General features: G+C 60.1%; 16 protein-coding genes. 8 read left to right on the top strand and 8 right to left on the bottom strand.

The annotated features are described in order from the left end of the window. The first annotated feature begins 159 nt into the window (after positions 1–159). Positions 160–1,044, top strand: coding sequence for a DMT family transporter (locus tag AC2FEB_RS09325; protein WP_496674118.1), 885 nt, complete (start codon positions 160–162; stop codon positions 1,042–1,044). 104 nt (positions 1,045–1,148) lie between these two features. Here AC2FEB_RS09325 and AC2FEB_RS09320 read toward each other — a convergent pair whose 3' ends face one another. Continuing rightward, entirely contained in the window at positions 1,149–1,952 is an 804-nt protein-coding gene (locus AC2FEB_RS09320; RefSeq protein ID WP_117869671.1) for an ABC transporter permease, read from the bottom strand. A gap of 126 nt (positions 1,953–2,078) precedes the next feature. Here AC2FEB_RS09320 and AC2FEB_RS09315 point away from each other — a divergent pair, with 126 nt between their 5' ends. Further along, on the top strand, positions 2,079–2,654 hold the full coding sequence (locus tag AC2FEB_RS09315; protein WP_117869672.1) for a GcrA family cell cycle regulator: 576 nt from the start codon (positions 2,079–2,081) through the stop codon (positions 2,652–2,654). Positions 2,655–2,960: 306 nt separating this feature from the next. Then, positions 2,961–3,521, top strand: a complete 561-nt coding sequence (locus tag AC2FEB_RS09310; protein WP_162896803.1) for a hypothetical protein — start codon at positions 2,961–2,963, stop codon at positions 3,519–3,521. A 4-nt stretch (positions 3,522–3,525) separates the two neighbouring features. Here AC2FEB_RS09310 and AC2FEB_RS09305 read toward each other — a convergent pair whose 3' ends face one another. Beyond that, positions 3,526–4,602 carry a T6SS phospholipase effector Tle1-like catalytic domain-containing protein gene (locus AC2FEB_RS09305; protein WP_496673936.1) on the bottom strand — a complete coding sequence of 359 codons (1,077 nt, stop codon included), beginning with the start codon at positions 4,600–4,602 and terminating at the stop codon, positions 3,526–3,528. Then, a complete protein-coding gene (locus AC2FEB_RS09300) occupies positions 4,580–6,871 on the bottom strand; it encodes a xanthine dehydrogenase family protein molybdopterin-binding subunit (protein ID WP_496673933.1) in 2,292 nt (763 codons plus the stop codon). The genes AC2FEB_RS09305 and AC2FEB_RS09300 overlap by 23 nt, the downstream gene beginning before the upstream one ends. 114 nt (positions 6,872–6,985) lie before the next feature. Here AC2FEB_RS09300 and AC2FEB_RS09295 point away from each other — a divergent pair, with 114 nt between their 5' ends. The 4 genes from AC2FEB_RS09295 to AC2FEB_RS09280 all read left to right on the top strand — a co-directional run bounded on the left by AC2FEB_RS09295 (position 6,986) and on the right by AC2FEB_RS09280 (position 12,620). Next, positions 6,986–7,714 carry a dienelactone hydrolase family protein gene (locus AC2FEB_RS09295; RefSeq protein WP_496884006.1) on the top strand — a complete coding sequence of 243 codons (729 nt, stop codon included), beginning with the start codon at positions 6,986–6,988 and terminating at the stop codon, positions 7,712–7,714. Between the two features lie 79 nt (positions 7,715–7,793). Further along, positions 7,794–10,949 (top strand): valine--tRNA ligase, encoded by a 3,156-nt coding sequence (locus tag AC2FEB_RS09290; protein WP_496673927.1) that lies wholly within the window; start codon positions 7,794–7,796, stop codon positions 10,947–10,949. A gap of 135 nt (positions 10,950–11,084) precedes the next feature. Next, the gene (locus AC2FEB_RS09285) at positions 11,085–12,248 is read left to right on the top strand and encodes a benzoate/H(+) symporter BenE family transporter (RefSeq protein ID WP_496673924.1); all 1,164 of its coding nucleotides are present in this window, start codon (positions 11,085–11,087) and stop codon (positions 12,246–12,248) included. 39 nt (positions 12,249–12,287) lie between these two features. Next, positions 12,288–12,620 (top strand): DnaJ family domain-containing protein, encoded by a 333-nt coding sequence (locus tag AC2FEB_RS09280; RefSeq protein ID WP_496673921.1) that lies wholly within the window; start codon positions 12,288–12,290, stop codon positions 12,618–12,620. Here AC2FEB_RS09280 and AC2FEB_RS09275 read toward each other — a convergent pair whose 3' ends face one another. Together AC2FEB_RS09275 and AC2FEB_RS09270 are read right to left on the bottom strand one after the other, a co-directional pair. Continuing rightward, positions 12,621–13,403, bottom strand: coding sequence for a crotonase/enoyl-CoA hydratase family protein (locus tag AC2FEB_RS09275; RefSeq protein ID WP_496673915.1), 783 nt, complete (start codon positions 13,401–13,403; stop codon positions 12,621–12,623). It lies immediately after the preceding gene. A gap of 65 nt (positions 13,404–13,468) precedes the next feature. After that, the gene (locus tag AC2FEB_RS09270; RefSeq protein ID WP_496884005.1) at positions 13,469–14,539 is read right to left on the bottom strand and encodes an SMP-30/gluconolactonase/LRE family protein; all 1,071 of its coding nucleotides are present in this window, start codon (positions 14,537–14,539) and stop codon (positions 13,469–13,471) included. A gap of 87 nt (positions 14,540–14,626) precedes the next feature. On the opposite strand from AC2FEB_RS09270, the gene AC2FEB_RS09265 reads away from it, so the two are divergent. Next, positions 14,627–15,742 carry a pyridoxal phosphate-dependent aminotransferase gene (locus AC2FEB_RS09265; RefSeq protein WP_496673909.1) on the top strand — a complete coding sequence of 372 codons (1,116 nt, stop codon included), beginning with the start codon at positions 14,627–14,629 and terminating at the stop codon, positions 15,740–15,742. A 125-nt stretch (positions 15,743–15,867) separates the two neighbouring features. Here AC2FEB_RS09265 and AC2FEB_RS09260 read toward each other — a convergent pair whose 3' ends face one another. The 3 genes from AC2FEB_RS09260 to edd are packed head-to-tail and all read right to left on the bottom strand — an operon-like array spanning position 15,868 to position 19,551. Further along, positions 15,868–17,058 carry a pyridoxal-phosphate-dependent aminotransferase family protein gene (locus AC2FEB_RS09260; protein ID WP_496673906.1) on the bottom strand — a complete coding sequence of 397 codons (1,191 nt, stop codon included), beginning with the start codon at positions 17,056–17,058 and terminating at the stop codon, positions 15,868–15,870. 51 nt (positions 17,059–17,109) lie between these two features. Beyond that, positions 17,110–17,742: a bifunctional 4-hydroxy-2-oxoglutarate aldolase/2-dehydro-3-deoxy-phosphogluconate aldolase gene (gene eda / locus AC2FEB_RS09255; protein ID WP_496673903.1), complete on the bottom strand. Its 633-nt coding sequence runs from the start codon at positions 17,740–17,742 to the stop codon at positions 17,110–17,112. A 3-nt stretch (positions 17,743–17,745) separates the two neighbouring features. Then, the gene (gene edd, locus AC2FEB_RS09250) at positions 17,746–19,551 is read right to left on the bottom strand and encodes a phosphogluconate dehydratase (protein ID WP_496673900.1); all 1,806 of its coding nucleotides are present in this window, start codon (positions 19,549–19,551) and stop codon (positions 17,746–17,748) included. Positions 19,552–19,553 lie beyond the last annotated feature (2 nt).

Genomic DNA, 19,553 nt, shown 5'->3' with positions numbered 1-19,553 from the left:
CGGTTACGCAAAGATGCGTCGGCGTCGGAGCAGTTGGATATGCACATGTTTGATCATGGCCGTCCGTATAGCGATGCTTGCGCAGGTTGGGAAGCCGGTATTTTGAAACGATCCCATTTTGCGCTTGCCAACGCCTGCGCAACCGCGCACCGCTTGGCCATGTTCGAACCCAAACACCATAATCCACCGCTTGCCGCCGCGCTTATCTTTGTCGCCACCGCCTTTATCGCGGCGACGACGCTGCTGGCCAAGGCGCTGGGGACGGATGCGTTGGGCCCGCCCTTGCATGCGATGCAGATCAGTCACGGGCGGTTTCTGTTTGCCCTGCTGGCGATCCTGTTGGCGGTTGCAATTCTGCGGCCCCGATTGGTGCGGCCCCACTGGGGTCTTCACATCGGGCGGACCAGTTTTGGCTGGGCGGGGGTGACATTGATGTTCGCGTCGGTTGCCTTCATTCCGATGGCGGATGCGACGGCTATATCCTTTCTGAACCCTGTCTTTGGTATGGTGCTGGCCATTCCTCTGCTACAAGAACGCGTGGGACTGTGGCGCTGGCTGGCTGCGGCTGTTGCCTTGACGGGTGCACTGATCCTGCTTCGCCCGACCCCAGCCAGTTTTCAGCCCGCTGCCCTTCTGGCGCTGGCAGCGGCCGCGCTGATCGGGATGGAGTTGATTTTCATCAAGAAACTTTCCGGGCGCGAGCCACCGATGCAGATCCTGCTGATCAATAACTCGATGGGGCTGGTGATCGCCACGACAGCCGTCAGCTTCGTCTTTCAGATGCCGACCTCGCAGCAATGGGCAGCATTGGTGGGGATCGGCGTTCTGATGGCCTGCGCTCAGGCTTGTTTCGTCAACGGCATGGCGCGGGCGGACGCATCCTTTGTGGCCCCGATCAGCTATGCCACGCTGATCTTTGCCGCCCTTTACGACTTTGCGGTCTTTGATGTGATCCCTGACTGGATCAGTCTGGTCGGGTCTGCGACTATCCTGGCCGGCGGGCTGATCCTGGTCTGGCGAGAAGCGGTGCAGCGCCGTGCCTGAGAGCCTGCCTTGCACAGGCCCCGTATTCCGGAACGGAGGCGCCCGCACCCCTTGCTGGGAAGGCCGAACCTGCCCTTGAAACCCGACGCGCTGGCAGAGCGGCGCTAAGCCTTGAGACGGTAACCGGTGCGCAGCATCAGCCAGGTGATGACTCCGATCACGAGTGTTGCAAACGTACAGACCGCTATTCCCAGCCACGGAGAGCTGTCCGACACCCCGATCATCCCATACCGCAAGCCATCAATCAGATAGAACACCGGGTTCAGGTGTGTCAGGCGATTCAGGACAGGCGGCAGTGCCTCGACCGAATAGAACGTACCCGACAGGAAGGCCAGCGGCGTGACGATAAAGTTGGTGATCGCAGCCATCTGGTCGAACTTGTTGGCAAAGATACCTGCAAACAGTCCCAACGCGCCCATGAACGCTCCGCCCAGAACGACAAAGGTCAACGCGATCAACGGGTGCTGAGGCGCGATGGAGAGCAAGACCAAAAGCGCAATCGAGATCACCACTGCAATCATCACGCCGCGGGCGATGCCACCCGCGAGGTAGCCCAGCAGAATCTCAAGCGGTGACAGCGGTGGCATCAAGGTATCAACGATGTTGCCTTGCACCTTGGCGATCACCATCGAGGACGAGGTATTGGCAAAGGCGTTCTGGATCACCGTCATCATCATGATCCCCGGCGCCAGAAACATCACAAACGGCACGCCCATGACATCAGGCCGGCTGGGTCCGATGGCGATGGTGAAGATCAACAGGAACAACCCCGCCGTAACCAGTGGTGCCAGAACCGTCTGGGTCCAGACGGCCAGAAAGCGCAGGGTTTCGCGCTGCGCCAGCGTGTAAAGGCCCATCCAGTTGACTGCTCCGAAGCGACGCGCGGTCTGATCTGCGGGATTCTGCATGTTTTGCCCTCAAACTGATTCGAAGACAGCTTGTAACTCGGGCTGCAGTGTTTAGAATAGGGGGCTGAGACGAATTCCCAAGGCGGCCCGAATCCGGGGCCGCTTTCCGCTTTTGAAAGGCTAACGATGTCCTGGACAGACGAGCGCGTAGAACTGCTGAAGAAGATGTGGGGCGAAGGCCAGTCGGCCAGCCAGATTGCCAAGGAACTGGGTGGCGTGACCCGCAATGCGGTGATCGGCAAGGTGCACCGCCTGGGCCTGTCCAACCGGACGGCAGGCGCATCCCCGGCCAAGGCGGAACCGAAAGAAAAACCGGCGCCTGCCCCCAAGGCCGAGGCCAAACCCAGACCTGCGCCCAAGACCGAACCGGCGCGCCCGGCCCCTGCCCCGACCTCCGAGTCAAAACCGGTCGTTCCGGCCCGCCGTCAGATCATCCCCGCCGGTCAGCCGCTGCCACCGCAACCGTCGGCCAATGAGATCAGCCCCGAAGCGCTGGCCAAGGTCAACGAGATAGAGAAAAAGGCCAAGAAGCTGACTCTGATGGAATTAACCGAGAAAACCTGCAAGTGGCCCGTGGGCGACCCCGCGACCGAGGATTTCTGGTTCTGCGGCCTTCCGGTTGAGGCAGGCAAACCCTATTGCGAGGCACATGTGGGCGTGGCGTTCCAGCCGATGAGCTCGCGCCGGGATCGTCGGCGGTAGAAGTTTAGTTATGCACGCCGGTAATTTCGGTGTGAAAGTTACAGTTTTTTCTGACTACCCACCCGTCGCAAGACAGGTGGGTGGTAATTTTTTGACTAGAGAGATTTCGCTATTCAGCCAGACCTAAAATACAAAGCACTGTACTGTGCGTATGCTGCGTTGATCTTTGCTGCCTACATACAGCCCTTAGACCCGTACCTGTTCGAAGCTGACACGGACAAGAAAGCTCGGCTATTGCTCTTTCAAAGTTTGTTTTTTTCTTTGTGGCTCATTCCCGCTATACCCGCAATCGTTGGAGGCCTTGCCTTGCTGGGAATGTTTCCGATCCCGCGACTTCTTGCCAGAATTCTTGCGGGTTTCTCAGTCGTTCTGGGACTTTTTCTGACACTGGCATCTGGCGCTTTTGGGCCCTTTACTGACACTCAGGCCCTGCATGGTGTGAGCTTGACCATTGCCCTCGCATCCAGCTTCCTCATCTGGTCTGGTCTCAATGGGAAACCACAACCTTCATGGGCGGCAAAGATTGGGATATCGGTTGCGACCGTGACTGCGCTTTGGTCTCTGTTAACAGTTCCGGTGGTTCTTGTTCAGGCGCGCACAATCTCAGACGGCGCACCCTATTGCATCGCCGAACATGCAGAGAATTCTCCAGTCAAAGCCCTGTACGAATTGCGCGGATTTTCTTTCTACACCACCAAGACCGGATACAAATCTACATCCGCGTGGTACTTCCACGGCCTGATGATCGTCGATTACCCTGAAGAGCAACGTGTCTACAACTGGTCACCACGAAGATGGCGTTTCGATCAGGTTGAACGTCCGGATGGATTTATCAAACCCGTTAGAAACGTTTGCACGCCAGCCTGACCCGTTATTGCGCCGGGTGGGACGGCAAGTCCGGCATAGGCACCCAGCCCGGCAGTTCATCTGGCGACACCGAGACATGCAGTTTCTCTGACCGATCCCGCCCCACTTTGCGGTGCTTGCGCAGCAGGAAAATCTTTCCCCAGCCACGCCACGTGCCGACTGAACGAGCCGACGTGTCTGTTGGGTAACGGTCGCGCCACCCTTCGGGCAACGGCAAGCCGTGCAACTCGGCCTTGTCCAGCATCCAAACCAGAGAGATGTTACTAAGCGGACGCGCCTCTTCGAACCCGTTCAATTGGCCACCGACATCGCCATGTGTGCCGCGGAACCAGACCTGCTCGACATGACCTTTGAATTCGGGCGTACATTTCCACAAGACCGGCTCAAACACTTCGCGAGTCTCGTCCAGTGCCATTGCGTGGTACCCGTGGCGCGTCGCCGGTCCAAGCTGGTGGGAGTGAAAGGCGTGACGCTCTTCGGCCCAGCGCCACAGCAGCGGCAGACGCATGCCCAGCGCTTTGACCGTATCCCAGACGCCAACCATCTCAATCGCCACATCTTCGTGACAAAATTGCTTCCGGAACTCGGCCGCAGCCGACCCGCTGGCATTGCACTCATAGTGCCGGTACGCTTGCAGTATGTTTCGTTCGGTGGCGTGTTCCGCCTTCAGCAACCCGACCATGTCGATTACACCGGCAAGACTGCGTACGCCGTAGGCACCGCGCGAATACCCAATGAAAAAGATCCTGTCGCCCGGCTTGTAACGGGACGCCAAATAACCGTAAGCGCGACGGATTTGGCGATTGATACCCTTGCCCATCATCACATCCAGCGAGGATTTCCAACTTTCCCACTGCACCCCTGCCTCATAGAACACCGAGACCTTGCTGCCCATCTCACGGCACAGGCGAAATGTCTGACCGGCATGGGTTTCAAATCCGGGCTCGAGGGTGGACATGGTGCCATCAAGGATGATGACATGACTGATCGGTTCACGGTGCCGCGACTCAGCGGAATGCTCGGACCGCAAAGGCCGTCCAAGCCATCCCAGAACCTTTCTACTCAGCCGCGACAGATTCATGCGTCAGCAATTCCCATACTCTTTGAGGTGTGAAAGGCATGTCCGCCTGCCGCACCCCGTGATCCCAAAGCGCATCCTGAACCGCATTTGCCACAGCGGCCAGCGCGCCCACGGTGCCAGCCTCGCCACACCCTTTCATTCCCATCGGGTTTGAGGTTGATGGAACCGGCGCCGAGGTAAACTTAATCATGGGTATGTCGGTTGCACGGAGCAAGGCGTAGTCCATAAACGAAGCCGTGAGCAGTTGCCCATGTGCATCGTGCACGACATGTTCCGTCAGGGCCTGCCCGATGCCCTGTACCACTCCGCCATGCACCTGCCCTTCGGCCAGCATCGGATTGATAAGATTTCCAAAATCGTCAACCACGGTGTAGCGGTCCACCCACGTTTGGCCGGTGTAAGAATCGATCACGACTTCGGCAACATGCGCGCCATTCGGGTAGCTGCGCGCATCCAGGTTGGCGCGGGCCTCATGTTGCAGCAGATCCATTCGACCATCGGCACGCGCCATCTCGGCGGCTTCGGTCAGCGTCGGCGTCAGGTTGGAGCCCGGCGCTCGGAATGTCTCGTGGTCAAAACTCACATCACTTTCCTCGACCCCCATCTTATCGGCAAGATAAGGCGTGAATGCGGCGATCATCTTGTCAATCGTGACCAGAGTGGCGGTGCTTTGCACCGTGACCGAGCGAGAACCACCAGTGCCGCCGCCATGGGCAAGCCGGTCGGTATCGCCCTGTATGACGGTGATCATGTTCATGGGGATACCCGTCTGATCCGACAGGAACTGGGCGTAAACAGTCTCATGCCCCTGCCCGTTCGATTGTGTGCCGACGTAAAGGTTCACCGTGCCATCCTCGCAAAACGCGACCTTCGCGTTTTCGGAAGGGTCTCCCAAAATGCTTTCGATATAGTAACAGAGACCCTGCCCCCGGATCAGCCCGCGTTCCGCATCCGCAACCTTGCGGCCCTCGAACCCGGTGGTCTGGTCAGCCGCGCGGGTGAGGACCATGTCGAAATCACCGACATCATAAGTTTCGCCGGTGGAGGAGGTGTAAGGGAAATCACCGGGGCGGATGAAATTTCTGCGCCGCAGCTCCCACGGGTCAACGCCCAGTTCGCGCGCGGCGCGATCCATCACGCGTTCAAGCACGTAAATCGCCTCGGGCCGACCTGCACCGCGATATGCGTCGACCTGCGTCGTGTTCGTATAGAACCCTTCGACCCGCAAATAAGTGGTCTGGACGTCGTAGACACCCATCAACACCTTGCTGAACAGGCTGGTCTGGATCGCCTGACCGAAGTGGCTGTTATAGGCGCCGAGATTCACCTTGCTGTGGACGCGGTAGGCAATGATCTTGCAATCGGCGTCGAAGGCCAGCTCGGCCAGCGAGGTCAGATCGCGGCCATGATGGTCGGACAGCATCGCCTCGGACCGGTCGGACATCCAGTGCACCGGCTGACCCAACTTCACCGCCGCCACTGAAACGCAAAAATATTCAGGGTATGGCATCACTTTCATACCGAAACCACCACCGACATCCGGGGTCGTGACGCGTATGTCGTCCGCATCCAGTTTCAGCTTTTGTGCCAGTTGGGCCTTCATCGCCCAGACGCCCTGACCTCCGTAAGAGAAATGCAGACGCCCGTCAGACCAATCGGCCTGGCAGCCACGCGGTTCCAGCGAACTGATGATGACCCTGTTGTCGGCGACGTTCAGCGACACGGTATGTGCGGCGGACTGAAAGGCAGTCTGGGTCGCGGTTTCGTCGCCCAATCCCCAATCAAAAGCGCGGTTATCAGGTGCTTGCGTGTGTAAAGTCTCACCACCTGCGTCAACGTCCAGTTTGGCCGGGCGTTCTTCTGTGTCCATCCAGATCAACTCGACCGCGTCCTGCGCCTGGATCAGTGTATCCGCAACGACAACCGCCACCGGCTCGCCCACAAAGCGCACACGGTCCTTGGCCAGCATGTGCCGGTCCGGCGCAGCCGCCTTGGACCCATCGCGGTTCTGCAGGACGGCCGCATTTAGCACCGTGTCGGTGCCTGTTGCGGCCAGATCGTCCAGCGTCATGACCAGCCGAACGCCGTCGGCACCCCGTGCGGCCTCAATATCCAGAGACGTGATGTCACCATGCGCCACCGGACTGCGGTAGAAAGCGGCAAACAAAGCGTTCCCGGGCACCGCATCATCCATGTAACGCCCCTGCCCGGTCAGGAATCGTTGATCCTCGGTCCGTTTCACCGGCTGGCTTCTGCCGAACTTTTCCATGGGGTGGCCCTCCTGCGCGATCTCAGGGGCGAGCCTAGCCCGCGACTCGGCAATGTCCAGCGGGGTTCACCGAAATTCGTTTGCGCGCAAAGGATGTTCAGCTAGCCTTGGGCCATGAGCTGGAAGCATGATACCGTTTTTCCCTTCTCTGCCCCGATGACCAGCGGGCAGACGACCACACATGACGTTTATGTCGGCGGTGAAGGCCCACCGATCCTGATCCTTCAGGAGTTGCCAGGGATCGGGCCCGAAACGCTGGCGTTGTCCGCAAAGCTCAATGCATCCGGCTTTCGCGTCTACCTGCCTCATTTGTTTGGAACCTATGGCAAGGTTGAAATGGCCAAGAACATGGCCCGGTTGTTCTGCGTGCGGCGCGAGTTCAACATTTTCGCCCGTGGCAGACAGAGCCCAATTGCAGGATGGATGCGCGCCCTGATCCGTGAGATCAAGCAGCGCGAAAACAGCGCCGGTGTGGGCGTCATCGGCATGTGCCTGACAGGCAGTTTTGCCCTTACTCTGATGGCCGAAGACGCAGTACTGGGTGGGGTAGCCAGCCAACCTGCACTGCCAATCCTCGGGGGCCGTCATCTGCACATGAGCGCTGACGACGTCGGCGCGGCCTCTGCGGGCATGGCCGCGAAGGGCCCCGGTCTGGCGATGCGGTATTCAGAAGACAAGCTTGCACCCAAGAAACTGATGCAGGCGCTCAAACAGGCATTCGGCGATCTGCTGGAAACGGTCGAATATCCCGGCAAGGATCATTCGCTGCTGACGCTGGATTTCCATGATCCCGCCTATCAACGCGTTGACGCCTATTTCAAAGCGCGCTTTGGCATGGCTTAGGCGCACTAGGCCTTCCCCTTACCGCGCGCATTCGCTATTGCAGTCGCTGACCCGAATTTGTTGACGCAGGACGCATCCCATGGCGATGGAAAAGACATTCAACGCGGCCGAGGCCGAGGCCCGCATTTATGAGGCCTGGGAACAGGCCGGAGCCTTCAAGGCTGGCGCGAACCGTTCGCGCGATGAAAGCTTTACCATCATGATCCCGCCGCCCAACGTGACGGGTGCGCTTCACGTTGGACACGCCTTCAACAACACGCTGCAGGACATCCTGATCCGCTGGCACCGCATGCGTGGCTTTGACACGCTGTGGCAACCGGGTCAGGACCACGCCGGCATCGCCACGCAGATGCAGGTCGAAAAGATGCTGGCCGCCACCCAACAGCCCAGCCGCAATGAACTGGGCCGTGAAAAATTCCTTGAGAAAGTCTGGGAGTGGAAAGGCGAATATGGCGGCACGATCATCGAGCAGCTTAAGCGTCTGGGGTCTTCCTGTGACTGGTCGCGCAACGCATTTACTATGGCCGGTGCGGCGGGCGATCCGCGCACGGGGCATGAGAACTCGGCCAACTTCCATGATGCGGTGATCAAGGTCTTCGTCGACATGTACGAGAAGGGCCTGATCTATCGCGGCAAGCGGCTGGTCAACTGGGATCCACATTTCGAGACCGCTATCTCTGACCTCGAGGTCGAGAATATCGAGGTCGCCGGCCATATGTGGCACTTCAAATATCCGCTGGCCGGGGGTGAGACCTATACTTACGTCGAAAAAGACGAGGACGGGAATATCGTGCTGGAAGAAGAGCGCGATTACATCTCGATCGCCACGACCCGCCCCGAGACAATGCTGGGTGATGGCGCGGTTGCGGTTCATCCGTCGGATGAACGCTATGCGCCCATCGTCGGCAAACTGTGCGAAATCCCGGTTGGCCCGAAAGAGCATCGCCGCCAGATTCCGATCATCACCGATGACTACCCCGATCCCGATTTCGGCTCGGGCGCGGTGAAGATCACCGGCGCGCATGACTTCAACGATAACATGGTGGCCAAGCGCGGCGGCATTCCGATGTACCGTCTGATGGACACCAAAGGTGCAATGCGGGCAGATGGTGCGCCATACGCCGAAGCGGCAGGCAAGGCTCAGGAATACGCGCGCGGGCGCGAATTCACCGAGAACGAAATCGACGCGATCAACCTCGTGCCTGATCACCTGCGCGGGCTCGACCGCTTCGAGGCCCGGGCGAAGGTGGTGGAAGAAATCACCGCTGACGGTCTGGCCGTCATGACGCGCGCTGACGATCCAGTTCTGGGCACCAAGCTGGGCGAAGATGATGATCCCGCAGCGCAGGTGCCGCTTGTCGAGAGCAAGCCGATCATGCAGCCCTTCGGCGACCGTTCAAAGGTCGTGATCGAACCGATGTTCACTGACCAGTGGTTCGTCGACGCCGAAAAGGTCGTCGGCCCCGCGCTGGACGCAGTCAAGGACGGCACGGTCAAGATCATCCCCGAGTCGGGCGAGAAGACCTATTACCACTGGCTGGAAAATATCGAGCCCTGGTGCATCAGTCGCCAGCTGTGGTGGGGACACCAGATACCGGTTTGGTACGGTCTCGACCTATCAGCAGAAGAGTTCATCGACGACGAGAATGATGGCAATCTTGATTTGGTCGAGATGGGTCGCTTGCTGAATGAAGGTGGCATGCTGCACCGTGGCAATGTCATGGAATGCGCAGCGAGCCTTGCGGCGGTGACCGAGAAATTCCTCGACGACAACGCAAACATCCCCAGCCCACTGAGCCACGCGACTGTCATCGAGGTCGCCGACAAGCAGGAAGCGATCCATCAATTCGCCGAAAGCCTTGCGCAGTATGCAATCGAACAGGATCCGACCAAGCTGGTTTACCCGGTCTGGCGTGACCCTGACGTCCTCGACACATGGTTCTCCTCCGGCCTCTGGCCCATCGGCACGCTGGGCTGGCCCGAGCAGACCGAGGAGCTGGAACGCTACTTCCCTACGGACGTTCTGATCACTGGCTTCGACATCCTGTTCTTTTGGGTCGCCCGGATGATGATGATGCAATTGGCCGTGGTCGATCAGGTCCCGTTCCACACCGTCTACCTGCACCAGCTCGTCCGCGACGAGAAGGGCAAGAAGATGTCCAAGACCACCGGCAACGTCATCGACCCGCTGGAAATCGTGGACGAATTCGGCGCCGACGCGCTGCGCTTTACCAACACGTCGATGGCGGCGATTGGCGGCGTGCTGAAACTGTCGCGCGAACGCATCACCGGTTATCGCAACTTCGGCACCAAGCTGTGGAACGCCGTCCGCTTCGCCGAAATGAACGAAGTCTTTACCGACGCAGTGCCGCAGTTGGATGTGGCCGACCTGGAGCCCAAGGCCGCCGTGAACCGCTGGATCATCGGCGAAACCGCACGCGTGCGCGAAGAGGTCGACGCGGCGTTGGAAAGCTATCGCTTCAACGATGCGGCGAACGGGCTTTATGCCTTTGTCTGGGGCAAGGTCTGTGATTGGTACGTGGAACTGTCCAAACCGCTGCTGCAAGGCGACGATGCCGAAGCACAGGCTGAAACCCGCGCCACAATGCGCTGGGTTCTGGACCAGTGCATGGTTCTGCTGCACCCGATCATGCCCTTCATCACCGAAGAGCTGTGGAGCCTGACCGGCAACCGCGCCAAGATGCTGGTGCATGCCGACTGGCCAACCTATGCCGCCGCGGATCTGGTCGATGCCGACGCGGATCGCGAGATGAACTGGGTGATCTCGGTGATCGAGAACACCCGTTCGGCCCGCGCCCAGATGCGGGTTCCGGCGGGCCTGTACGTGCCGATGCTGGTGACCGAGATCGACGCGCACGGCCAGGCCGCCTGGGACCGGAACGAGGCGCTGATCAAACGTCTGGCGCGGATCGACAGCCTGACCAAAGCGGATGAATTGCCCAAGGGCACCATCTCGATTGCCGCCCCCGGAGCCTCCTTTGGCCTGCCGCTGGCGGATATCATCGACATCGGCGCGGAAAAGGAACGGTTGGAGAAAGCCAAGGGCAAACTGGCCAAGGAACTTGGTGGCCTGCGAGGCCGTCTGAACAACCCCAAATTCGTGGCCTCGGCCCCGGAAGAGGTGGTTGCGGAAGCCAAAGCCAACCTCGCCGCCCGCGAGGAAGAAGAGGCCAAGCTGAACGAAGCCCTCGCCCGGCTGGCTGAAATCGCCTGATCTTCATCTTGTCCTTAATGTTCAAACCCCTGACCCCGTCGCTGATCCGGCGGGGTTTTCTTTTGCACGATGGGACCTTGCCCGACCCTGCCCCCGCTTGTTAGCAATCTGCGACCACAATATTCCGAGGCCGTCATGACGCACACAGCCCCACCGCTCCAGACAGTCTCGACCGGGCTGGTTGTGGCAATCGTCGGCTTCTTCAGCTCTTTCCCGATTGTATTGCAAGGGTTGGCGGCGATGGGCGCATCCCCGGCGCAGGCAGCGTCCGGATTGATGATGGCGGCGATCGCCATGGGCCTGACCGCCATTGTGCTAAGCCTGTGGTATAGGCAGCCGATCAGCGTGGCCTGGTCCACACCGGGTGCTGCCTTGTTGGCGGTGTCTGCCACACCGGCTCTCGGATTCGCTGAGGCGACGGGCGCGTTCCTATGTGCAGGGGCATTGACTGTGTTGGCCGGGTTGTGGCGACCTTTGGGGCGGTTGGCCGCGGCGATACCTACGACTCTGGCGCAGGCCATGTTGGGGGGCGTGTTGCTGCCGCTTTGCATACTACCCTTTCAGGCGGCGGTCGAGCTGCCATGGCAAGCCTTGCCGGTGATCCTGACTTGGTTCATCGCCGGCCGGATCAACCGCCTGTTTGCCGTTCCGGCTGCGGTTGTAGCAGCGGCAGCCGTCGTGGTTTTGAACGCCGGGGACGCGTCGCTGACACCGACGCAATGGATCGCGGCTCCGGTCTGGACCACGCCCAGCTTCTCTGTGGCTTCGGTCATCGGAATTGCCGTGCCGCTTTTCATTGTCACGATGGCAACTCAGAACATCCCCGGAATCGCGGTGATCCGCAGCTTTGGTTATGCGCCGCAGACAGGCAACCTGTTCTCGGCCGTAGGCATTTCCAGCATCTTGTCCTCTCCGTTCGGTGCGCCCGCAACCTGTCTTGCCGCTATCACTGCGGCGATGTGTTCCAACAAAGACAGCCATCCAGACCCCGAACAACGCTACTGGTCCGCGATAATGGGTGGGGTATTCTATTGCCTGTTCGGAGTGTTCGCCGTGGCAATCACCGGGTTCGCAATTCATGCTGATCCACTGTTGATGGGCACGCTGACCGGTGTTGCGCTGATCGGAGTGATGGCCAATGCCACTTCAGCGGCGCTAGAAGTTCCAGCCGAGCGCGAAGCGGCCATCCTGACCTTTGCCATCACTGCATCCGGCATTACCGCGTTTGGACTCGGCGCGGCTGTCTGGGGTCTGTTGGCGGGTGGCATTGCCTATCTGGTTACGCAACGCGTCAGATAGCCGGTTTCAACCTCCCTGCGGATCACGTATGAAGAGGCTATGTTTGGAGCGTTGGGAAAACTGGTCGAGCGCCAGATCAAGAAAGCCCAGGCCGAAGGTCAGTTGCAGGGCCTCGAGGGCGTAGGCCAACCGCTGCCTGACCGGTCATCCGAGGCATTGAGCGATCCGGCCACCGCCGTCGGCCATCGGATCATGGCCCAGGCAGGTGTTTTGCCAGAAGAATTCGACATCAAAAAGCAGCTCGATATCGCGAGACAGGACTACGCGACCCTGACGGACCCCGCCGAGCGTAAGGCAGCCATCGCTCGCATCGCCGATCTGGAGATGCGCTACAACATGGCCCGTGACGCACGGCGGTCTTTTATGCGGTGATCATTTGAATTCAGGCTTGCGGCCCTGCATCTGCGCCATCACCACTTCCATTTGATCAGGCTTGCCGATCAATTCCACCTGTTCAGCGGATTCCGCCATCAGAACGTCTGCGCGTGCCTGAGTTTCGGCGACTTCGATCAATCGCTTGGCGGCACGGATGGCCGAAGGGCTTTGGCCGGCGATGTTCTCGGCGATGGCAAGCGCCTCGGTCAACGGGTCATCGGACAGCTGCGTGACAAGGCCCCAATCGGCCGCCTGCGGCGCGCCGATTGGGCGGGCTGCGTAAGTCAGCAGGCGCAGCACGTCCGAGCGGACCAGCCGAGGCAGCAGAACCATGCCACCCATGTCGGGGATGATGCCCCATTTCATCTCCATCACGGCCAGTTTCGCCTCGGGATGCGCGATACGGATATCCGCGCCCAACGCGATTTGCAGGCCACCGCCATACGCTACACCCTGAATTGCGCAGATCACCGGAACCGGAACGCGACGCCAGATCAGGGCAAGTTCCTGCATTTCGTTGGCGTCTTCATAACTGCGGGTCATCAGCCATTCCGTTGGGTCCATATGGGCCATCTTGGCAAAGCTTGCCATGTCGAGCCCGGCGCAAAAGCTTTTGCCTTCGCCGGACAGGACCACGGCACGGGCATCCGATGCGGCGACCTCTTGCCCGGCGGACAGAAGCGCCTTGATCATCGCATCATCCAGCGCATTCATCTTGTCGCCTCGGGTCAGAGTGACATGGGCAACGTGGTCTTGATAGGCAACGGATACGCGTGACATGGGGACCTCCCGAAATTCAATTGCTGCAAACATGCCCGGACAGAGTGCGGAATACCATTGCGACGTCAGGGCATTTCGCTGACAGGCATTCGTCCGAACCACGGGGAATCGAGGGTCATGACATAGAACTGATCGCCTACGATCTTGCCTCCGGTCGTGATGCCCAAGCGGCCTTGCGGGTCCTGTAGCGTGCGCAGGATCGTACCGTCGCCATCAAACTGCACCATCATGCCGCGATGGATTGGCGCGGGGCGTACTGCCGGACCCAACCGCCAGATCACCTTGCGCAGGAACGGGTACGCCATCAATGCCTCGGACGGGACCCGCGGGCTGGCGAAGGCCATCCAATAGGTGCCGTCACCCTGAGCCTCGAGGTTGTCAGGATAGCCGGGCAGATTTTCCAACAGGATCTCTTGTTGCCCTGCTTTTTGTCCGGTCAGCCACAGTTTGTGCACGCGCGCGCGACCTGTTTCCGCGATCAGCAGAAAATCCTCATCAGGTGAAAGCGCGACACCGTTGGTATAGACGAAACCCTCGGCGATCTTCTGGGTGCGGCCATCGGCTGTGCGACGCGCGACGTAACCTGTTTCGGACTGTTCCCAGATGGTGAGGACAGAGGTCGGTTTGGTCCCGCCCATGGTTTCCGGGTCGAAGCGGTCAGATGAATTCGAGAAGTAAATCGTGCCATCCTGCGCCACATCCAACTGGTTCGCGTAGATCACTGGCGCGCCGTTGATGTCACTCACCACCCTGTCCAACGTGCCCGGGCCAGTCCAACGCATTACGCCGCGAAAGCTGTCGGCGATGTAAAGCGCGCCATCCGGTCCGGCCTTGAGGCCCAGGGGACGCCCGCCAAGTTGGTCAACTGCAACCGGTTCCGCCGCGTCGATGCGATAGAGGGTGCCTGCCAGACTGGTCGTGTAGACTGATCCATCGGGCATGACGGCGATGTCTTCAGGGCCGATCTCTTCCCCCGGCAGGTGGATCAGTTGCGCTGCGTCCAGTGCTGTATTTTCGACGAAATCCCCAGTGAATCCGGCATCTTCCGGCATCTCGACGGCAACAGGTTCAACCGGGACAGGCCAGAATAGTAGATAGGCGAGGCCCAGGAGAATAACAGCAACGAAAATGCGCATTTGCGCTCCTTTTTCAAATATCTTTTCCTGCGCGCCAAAACATGGTGCATGCTTGCTCATTGATCGGGCTTGGGGTTATCTGCGGACATGACCGAACCTCGATACACCCCGCTAGCCCAAACCCTGCCCGCCACCGTGCCCTTTGTGGGCCCCGAAACGCAAGAGCGTCAACGTGGCGCGTCATTTGTTGCGCGATTGGGAGCCAACGAGAGCATTTTCGGACCGTCCCCCCGCGCGATCGAGGCCATGGCACAAGCGGCGTCAGAGATCTGGATGTATGGCGACCCCGAAAACAATGACCTGCGCCATGCTTTGGCAGACCATCACGGCATATCGTCGGAAAATATTGTTGTGGGCGAAGGGATTGATGGGCTTTTGGGCTATCTGGTGCGGCTGATTGTCGGCCCCGGGGATGCCGTTGTCACCTCGGACGGGGCCTATCCGACCTTCAACTATCATGTGGCCGGGTTCGGCGGCATTCTTCACAAGGTACCGTATTCAGGTGATCACGAAGACCCCTCAGCCCTGTTTGCCAAGGCTGCTGAGGTCGACGCCAAGCTGGTCTATCTGGCCAATCCGGACAACCCGATGGGAAGCTGGCATTCTGGCGCGGATATTGTGGCCGCCATGGACGCTTTGCCCGATGGGAGCCTGCTGGTTCTGGATGAGGCCTATGTGGAATGCGCGCCAGAGGGGACGGCTGCGCCTGTAGGTATCGACGACCCCCGCGTTATCCGGATGCGAACCTTCTCGAAGGTCTATGGCATGGCGGGTGCACGGGTTGGGTATGCCATGGGCACGCGGGATCTGATCGCGTCCTTCAACAAAGTGCGCAACCATTTCGGCATGAACCGCGCCGCGCAGACCGGGGCTTTGGCGGCTTTACAGGATGGCGCGTGGCTGGAGCATATCCAAGCGAAGATCGCAGAGGCACGTGAGCGGATCGGCGCGATTGCCCGGGAAAATGGATTGGCGGCCCTGCCTTCGGCCACCAATTTCGTGGCGATTGACTGTGGGCAGGACGGGGGTTTTGCCAAGGCCGTTCTGGATGCATTGGTCGCGCAAGGGATATTTGTCCGAATGCCGTTTGCTGCACCTCAGAACAGGTGCATTCGGATCAGCTGTGGAGCGGCGTCTGATCTGGACGCGTTTGCCGCTGCTTTGCCCAAGGCGCTTGTGGTCGCGCGCGGACGGGCTGACTGATCCTTTTCCATACGGTCAGACAGCAAAGGGGGGCTGTCTGCCCCCCATCGCGCCACTGCGCGATCCCCCCGAGGATATTTTTAACCAGATGAAGAGGCGGATCGCGCAGGGACCCCAATAGGGTGTCAGGCGGCCAGTACGGCGGCGGCGGCTTCGAGGGCACCCGTGCCACGCGGTATATCAAGTGCGGCCATGGCTGTTTCCATTCCACCCAGAATGGCCATCACCATCTGCCCGTTGACATGACCCATATGGCCCAGGCGGAAACAGCCGTCATAGTCCTCCATTCCCAATCCGATGCCCAGTGTCAGGCCCAACTGGTTTTCGGTGAATGCGCGCAGGGCTGTGCCGCGGCTGTCCGTCAGGCGCAATGCGGTGACGGCGTGGCTGCGGTGGACGCGGTCAGCGACGTTCAGATGCAGTGCGCCGCCTTGTGCCCAGGTTTCGCAGGCTGCCCATATGGCCTTGGCCAGTCGTTCGTGACGGGCCCAGACCTGTTCGATCCCCTCTGCATGGATCAGGTCCAACGCGGCGCGCAAACCGTAGAGATGGTGCGTGGGCGCTGTGCCGTTGAAATACTGGTAAAACAGGTCTGGATGGGCACGCGGTTGCCAGTCCCAGTATTGCGAAACACGCGGCATGGTGGCCCGCTTGGCTTGCGCCTTTTCGTTGAAGAAGACAAAGCCGACGCCTGCCGGGGTCATCAGCCCCTTCTGACAGGCGGTGACAGTGACATCGACGCCCCATTCATCCATCTCGAACCGGTCACAGCCCAGCGAGGCGATACAGTCTGCCATCAACAGCGCCGGGTGGTTCAGATCGTCCAAAAGCTGACGCAATGCCGGGATGTCGTTGCGGATCGAACTGGATGTATCCACGTGCACCGCCAGAACGGCCTTGATCTGGTGGTTTTGATCCGCACGCAACGCATCTGCGATCCGGTCGAAATCCCAGGCGGACGAGCTGCCGAAATCGATCAGCTGCACTTTGGCTCCAACCCCCTCGGCCATTTCGGCCCAGCCGTGGGTAAACCGGCCCGAGGCGGGGGCCAGAACGGTTTCGCCGGGGGCGATCACGTTGGACAGCGCCGCCTCCCATGTGCCGTGGCCATTGGCGATATAAATGGCGACGTTGTGTTTTGTGCCAGCAACCCGGCACAGATCGCGCGTCAGGCCGGGCATCATATCAATTAGTTCGCCATCATAGATGTTGGGCGACGGACGGTGCATGGCTTGCAAAACCGCGTCCGGCATGACCGAAGGGCCTGGAATGGCCAAATATGCCCGCCCCTGGGAAAGGGAAACTGTCTGTGTCATGGAGTCAACCTGTATGAATTGACGCCCACATTACCGAGAGGCCGCGCAGCGTCAATCCGCCAGCTTCGATGCCTCGCGCGCAAGTGTTTCGATCCCGGCCCAGTCGCCGTTTTCGACCATTTTCTTCGGCGCGACCCAGCTACCGCCAGCGCAGACCACGTTGGACAAAGACAGGTAATCGCGGGCGTTGGTTGGGGACACACCACCCGTAGGGCAGAAGCTGATCTGTGGCAGCGGCGCGCCGATCGCCTTCAGTGCAGGCGCACCACCTGAAGCCTCGGCCGGGAAGAACTTCAGCATGTCATAGCCCTTTTCCAGCAACGCCATCGCTTCGCTTGCTGTGGCGGCGCCGGGCAGCAGCGGCAGACCTTCGGCCTCGCACGCTGCGATCAGGACATCTGTGGCGCCGGGGGAAACGCCAAACAGCGCGCCGGCTTGTTTGGCAGCACGGACATCATCGGGCGTGACCAGTGTACCTGCACCGACCACGCCGCCGGGCACTTCGGACATGGCCTTGATCGCATCCAGCGCCGCCGGGGTGCGCAAGGTCACTTCAAGCGCCGGCAAACCACCTGCGACCAGCGCCTCGGCCAGAGGGCGAGCCAGAGCGGCGTCATCGACGACCAGAACCGGAACAATGGGCGCAAGTGCGCAGATTTCACGGGTGCGTTGGGTTTTGGACATCTCTTATGCTCCGAATATGCTGGCGCCTGCGTCGGCAGACCCGACATTCTGCCGGAACGCATCGAAAAGGTCGCGCCCGAAACCGTGTTGGTTGGCTGAAAGGTCGGCGGTTGTGGGCGCACGATCCAGAACGCCTTCGGTCAGGATTTCCAACTCACCCTTGACCGCATCAACGCGCAGAAGATCACCGTCTTGCAGGTAGGCGATGGGCCCGCCATCCAGCGCTTCGGGGCAGACATGAATGGCAGCGGGTACTTTGCCGGAAGCACCCGACATGCGGCCATCGGTGACCAGTGCCACTTTCTGCCCGCGGCCCTGCAAAATCGACAGGATAGGTGTCAGCGAGTGCAGCTCAGGCATTCCATTGGCCTTGGGACCTTGGAAGCGAACAACCACGATGACGTCATCGGTGAACTCTCCGGCCTTGAATGCGGTTTTGACCTCGTCCTGACCGTGAAACACGCGCACGGGGGCTTCGACGACCTGATGTTCTGGCGCAACCGCCGAGACTTTCATGACAGCAGTGCCCAGATTTCCAGTCAGGCGCGAGAGGCCACCGGTGGGTTGGAAAGGGTCTTTGGCCGGGCGCAGGATCTTTTCGTTCAGGCTGTGACCCGCGCCGTCCTGCCAGATCAACTCGGCATCAATCAGCTTGGGTTCCTTGGTATAGTTGTGTAGCCCCTGCCCCGCGACGGTCAGCGTGTCCGGATGCAGCAAGCCATCTTCAAGCAGCGTTCCGATCGTGTACCCTAGGCCGCCGGCCGCATGGTAGTGGTTCACATCTGCCAGACCGTTGGGATAAACCCTTGCGACCAGCGGCACGACTGCGGAAATGTCGGAAAAATCCTGCCAGTCCAACACGATACCACCGGCGCGCGCCATGGCGATCAGGTGGATCAGAAGATTGGTTGAACCACCAGTCGCCATCAGGCCCACGATACCGTTGACGAAGGCGCGTTCATCCAGAATCTGACAGACCGGTGTATAGCTGTTGCCCAACGCGCTGAGTGACAGGGCTCGCCGCGCGCCTTCCTCGGTCAGGGCGTCACGCAGCGGGGTATTCGGATTGACGAAGCTGGAGCCCGGCAGGTGCAGGCCCATGAACTCCATCAGCATCTGGTTGGTATTGGCGGTGCCGTAGAAGGTACAGGTGCCGGGGCCGTGATAAGCCGCCATTTCAGCCGCCATCAGCTCTTCGCGGCCCACCTCTCCGGAGGCGAATTTCTGTCGGACCTTGGCTTTTTCGTCGTTCGGCAAGCCGCTGGTCATTGGTCCTGCGGGCAGGAACACGGCTGGCAGATGGCCAAAGACCTGCGCGCCGATGATCAGACCAGGGACAATCTTGTCACAAACCCCGAGGAACACGGCCGCGTCGTACGTGTTATGGCTGAGCGCCACACCGGTCGCCAGCGCAATCACATCGCGCGAGAACAAAGACAGTTCCATTCCCGCTTCGCCCTGGGTGACACCGTCACACATGGCGGGCACACCGCCTGCCACCTGTGCCGTTCCACCGGCGGCGCGGATCGCGTCGCGGATCAGGGCGGGATACCGTTCGAACGGCTGATGGGCCGAAAGCATGTCGTTATAGGCCGTGACGATGCCCAGATTGCCGGCGGTGCCGGTGGCCATCGATTGCTGATCTGCGCCTGCGCCCGCATAGGCATGGGCCTGACCGCTACAGGACAGATGCGCACGGGCAGGACCTTTGGATCTGGCCTGCTCCATCCGTTCAAGATGGGGGCCGCGCAGATCGGCGCTGCGGTCGATGATCCGTCCGGTGACATCGGAAATGACTGAGTGAACCATGA

It is taken from the genome of Ruegeria sp. YTSC106, from assembly GCF_059609765.1.
Note: the sequence above shows the minus strand (reverse complement) of the source record. Positions and strands in the feature narration are given on the sequence as shown.

Excerpts from the sequence above, each read along its gene's own strand:
- AC2FEB_RS09265 (WP_496673909.1), top strand. The coding sequence starts at position 14,627 with ATGACCGAACCTCGATACACCCCGCTAGCCCAAACCCTGCCCGCCACC.
- AC2FEB_RS09285 (WP_496673924.1), top strand. The coding sequence starts at position 11,085 with ATGACGCACACAGCCCCACCGCTCCAGACAGTCTCGACCGGGCTGGTT.
- AC2FEB_RS09305 (WP_496673936.1), bottom strand. The coding sequence starts at position 4,602 with ATGAATCTGTCGCGGCTGAGTAGAAAGGTTCTGGGATGGCTTGGACGG.
- AC2FEB_RS09300 (WP_496673933.1), bottom strand. The coding sequence starts at position 6,871 with ATGGAAAAGTTCGGCAGAAGCCAGCCGGTGAAACGGACCGAGGATCAA.
- AC2FEB_RS09270 (WP_496884005.1), bottom strand. The coding sequence starts at position 14,539 with ATGCGCATTTTCGTTGCTGTTATTCTCCTGGGCCTCGCCTATCTACTA.
- AC2FEB_RS09290 (WP_496673927.1), top strand. The coding sequence starts at position 7,794 with ATGGCGATGGAAAAGACATTCAACGCGGCCGAGGCCGAGGCCCGCATT.
- eda (WP_496673903.1), bottom strand. The coding sequence starts at position 17,742 with ATGTCCAAAACCCAACGCACCCGTGAAATCTGCGCACTTGCGCCCATT.
- AC2FEB_RS09295 (WP_496884006.1), top strand. The coding sequence starts at position 6,986 with ATGAGCTGGAAGCATGATACCGTTTTTCCCTTCTCTGCCCCGATGACC.
- AC2FEB_RS09275 (WP_496673915.1), bottom strand. The coding sequence starts at position 13,403 with ATGTCACGCGTATCCGTTGCCTATCAAGACCACGTTGCCCATGTCACT.
- AC2FEB_RS09325 (WP_496674118.1), top strand. The coding sequence starts at position 160 with ATGTTCGAACCCAAACACCATAATCCACCGCTTGCCGCCGCGCTTATC.
- AC2FEB_RS09260 (WP_496673906.1), bottom strand. The coding sequence starts at position 17,058 with ATGACACAGACAGTTTCCCTTTCCCAGGGGCGGGCATATTTGGCCATT.
- edd (WP_496673900.1), bottom strand. The coding sequence starts at position 19,551 with ATGGTTCACTCAGTCATTTCCGATGTCACCGGACGGATCATCGACCGC.
- AC2FEB_RS09280 (WP_496673921.1), top strand. The coding sequence starts at position 12,288 with ATGTTTGGAGCGTTGGGAAAACTGGTCGAGCGCCAGATCAAGAAAGCC.
- AC2FEB_RS09315 (WP_117869672.1), top strand. The coding sequence starts at position 2,079 with ATGTCCTGGACAGACGAGCGCGTAGAACTGCTGAAGAAGATGTGGGGC.
- AC2FEB_RS09320 (WP_117869671.1), bottom strand. The coding sequence starts at position 1,952 with ATGCAGAATCCCGCAGATCAGACCGCGCGTCGCTTCGGAGCAGTCAAC.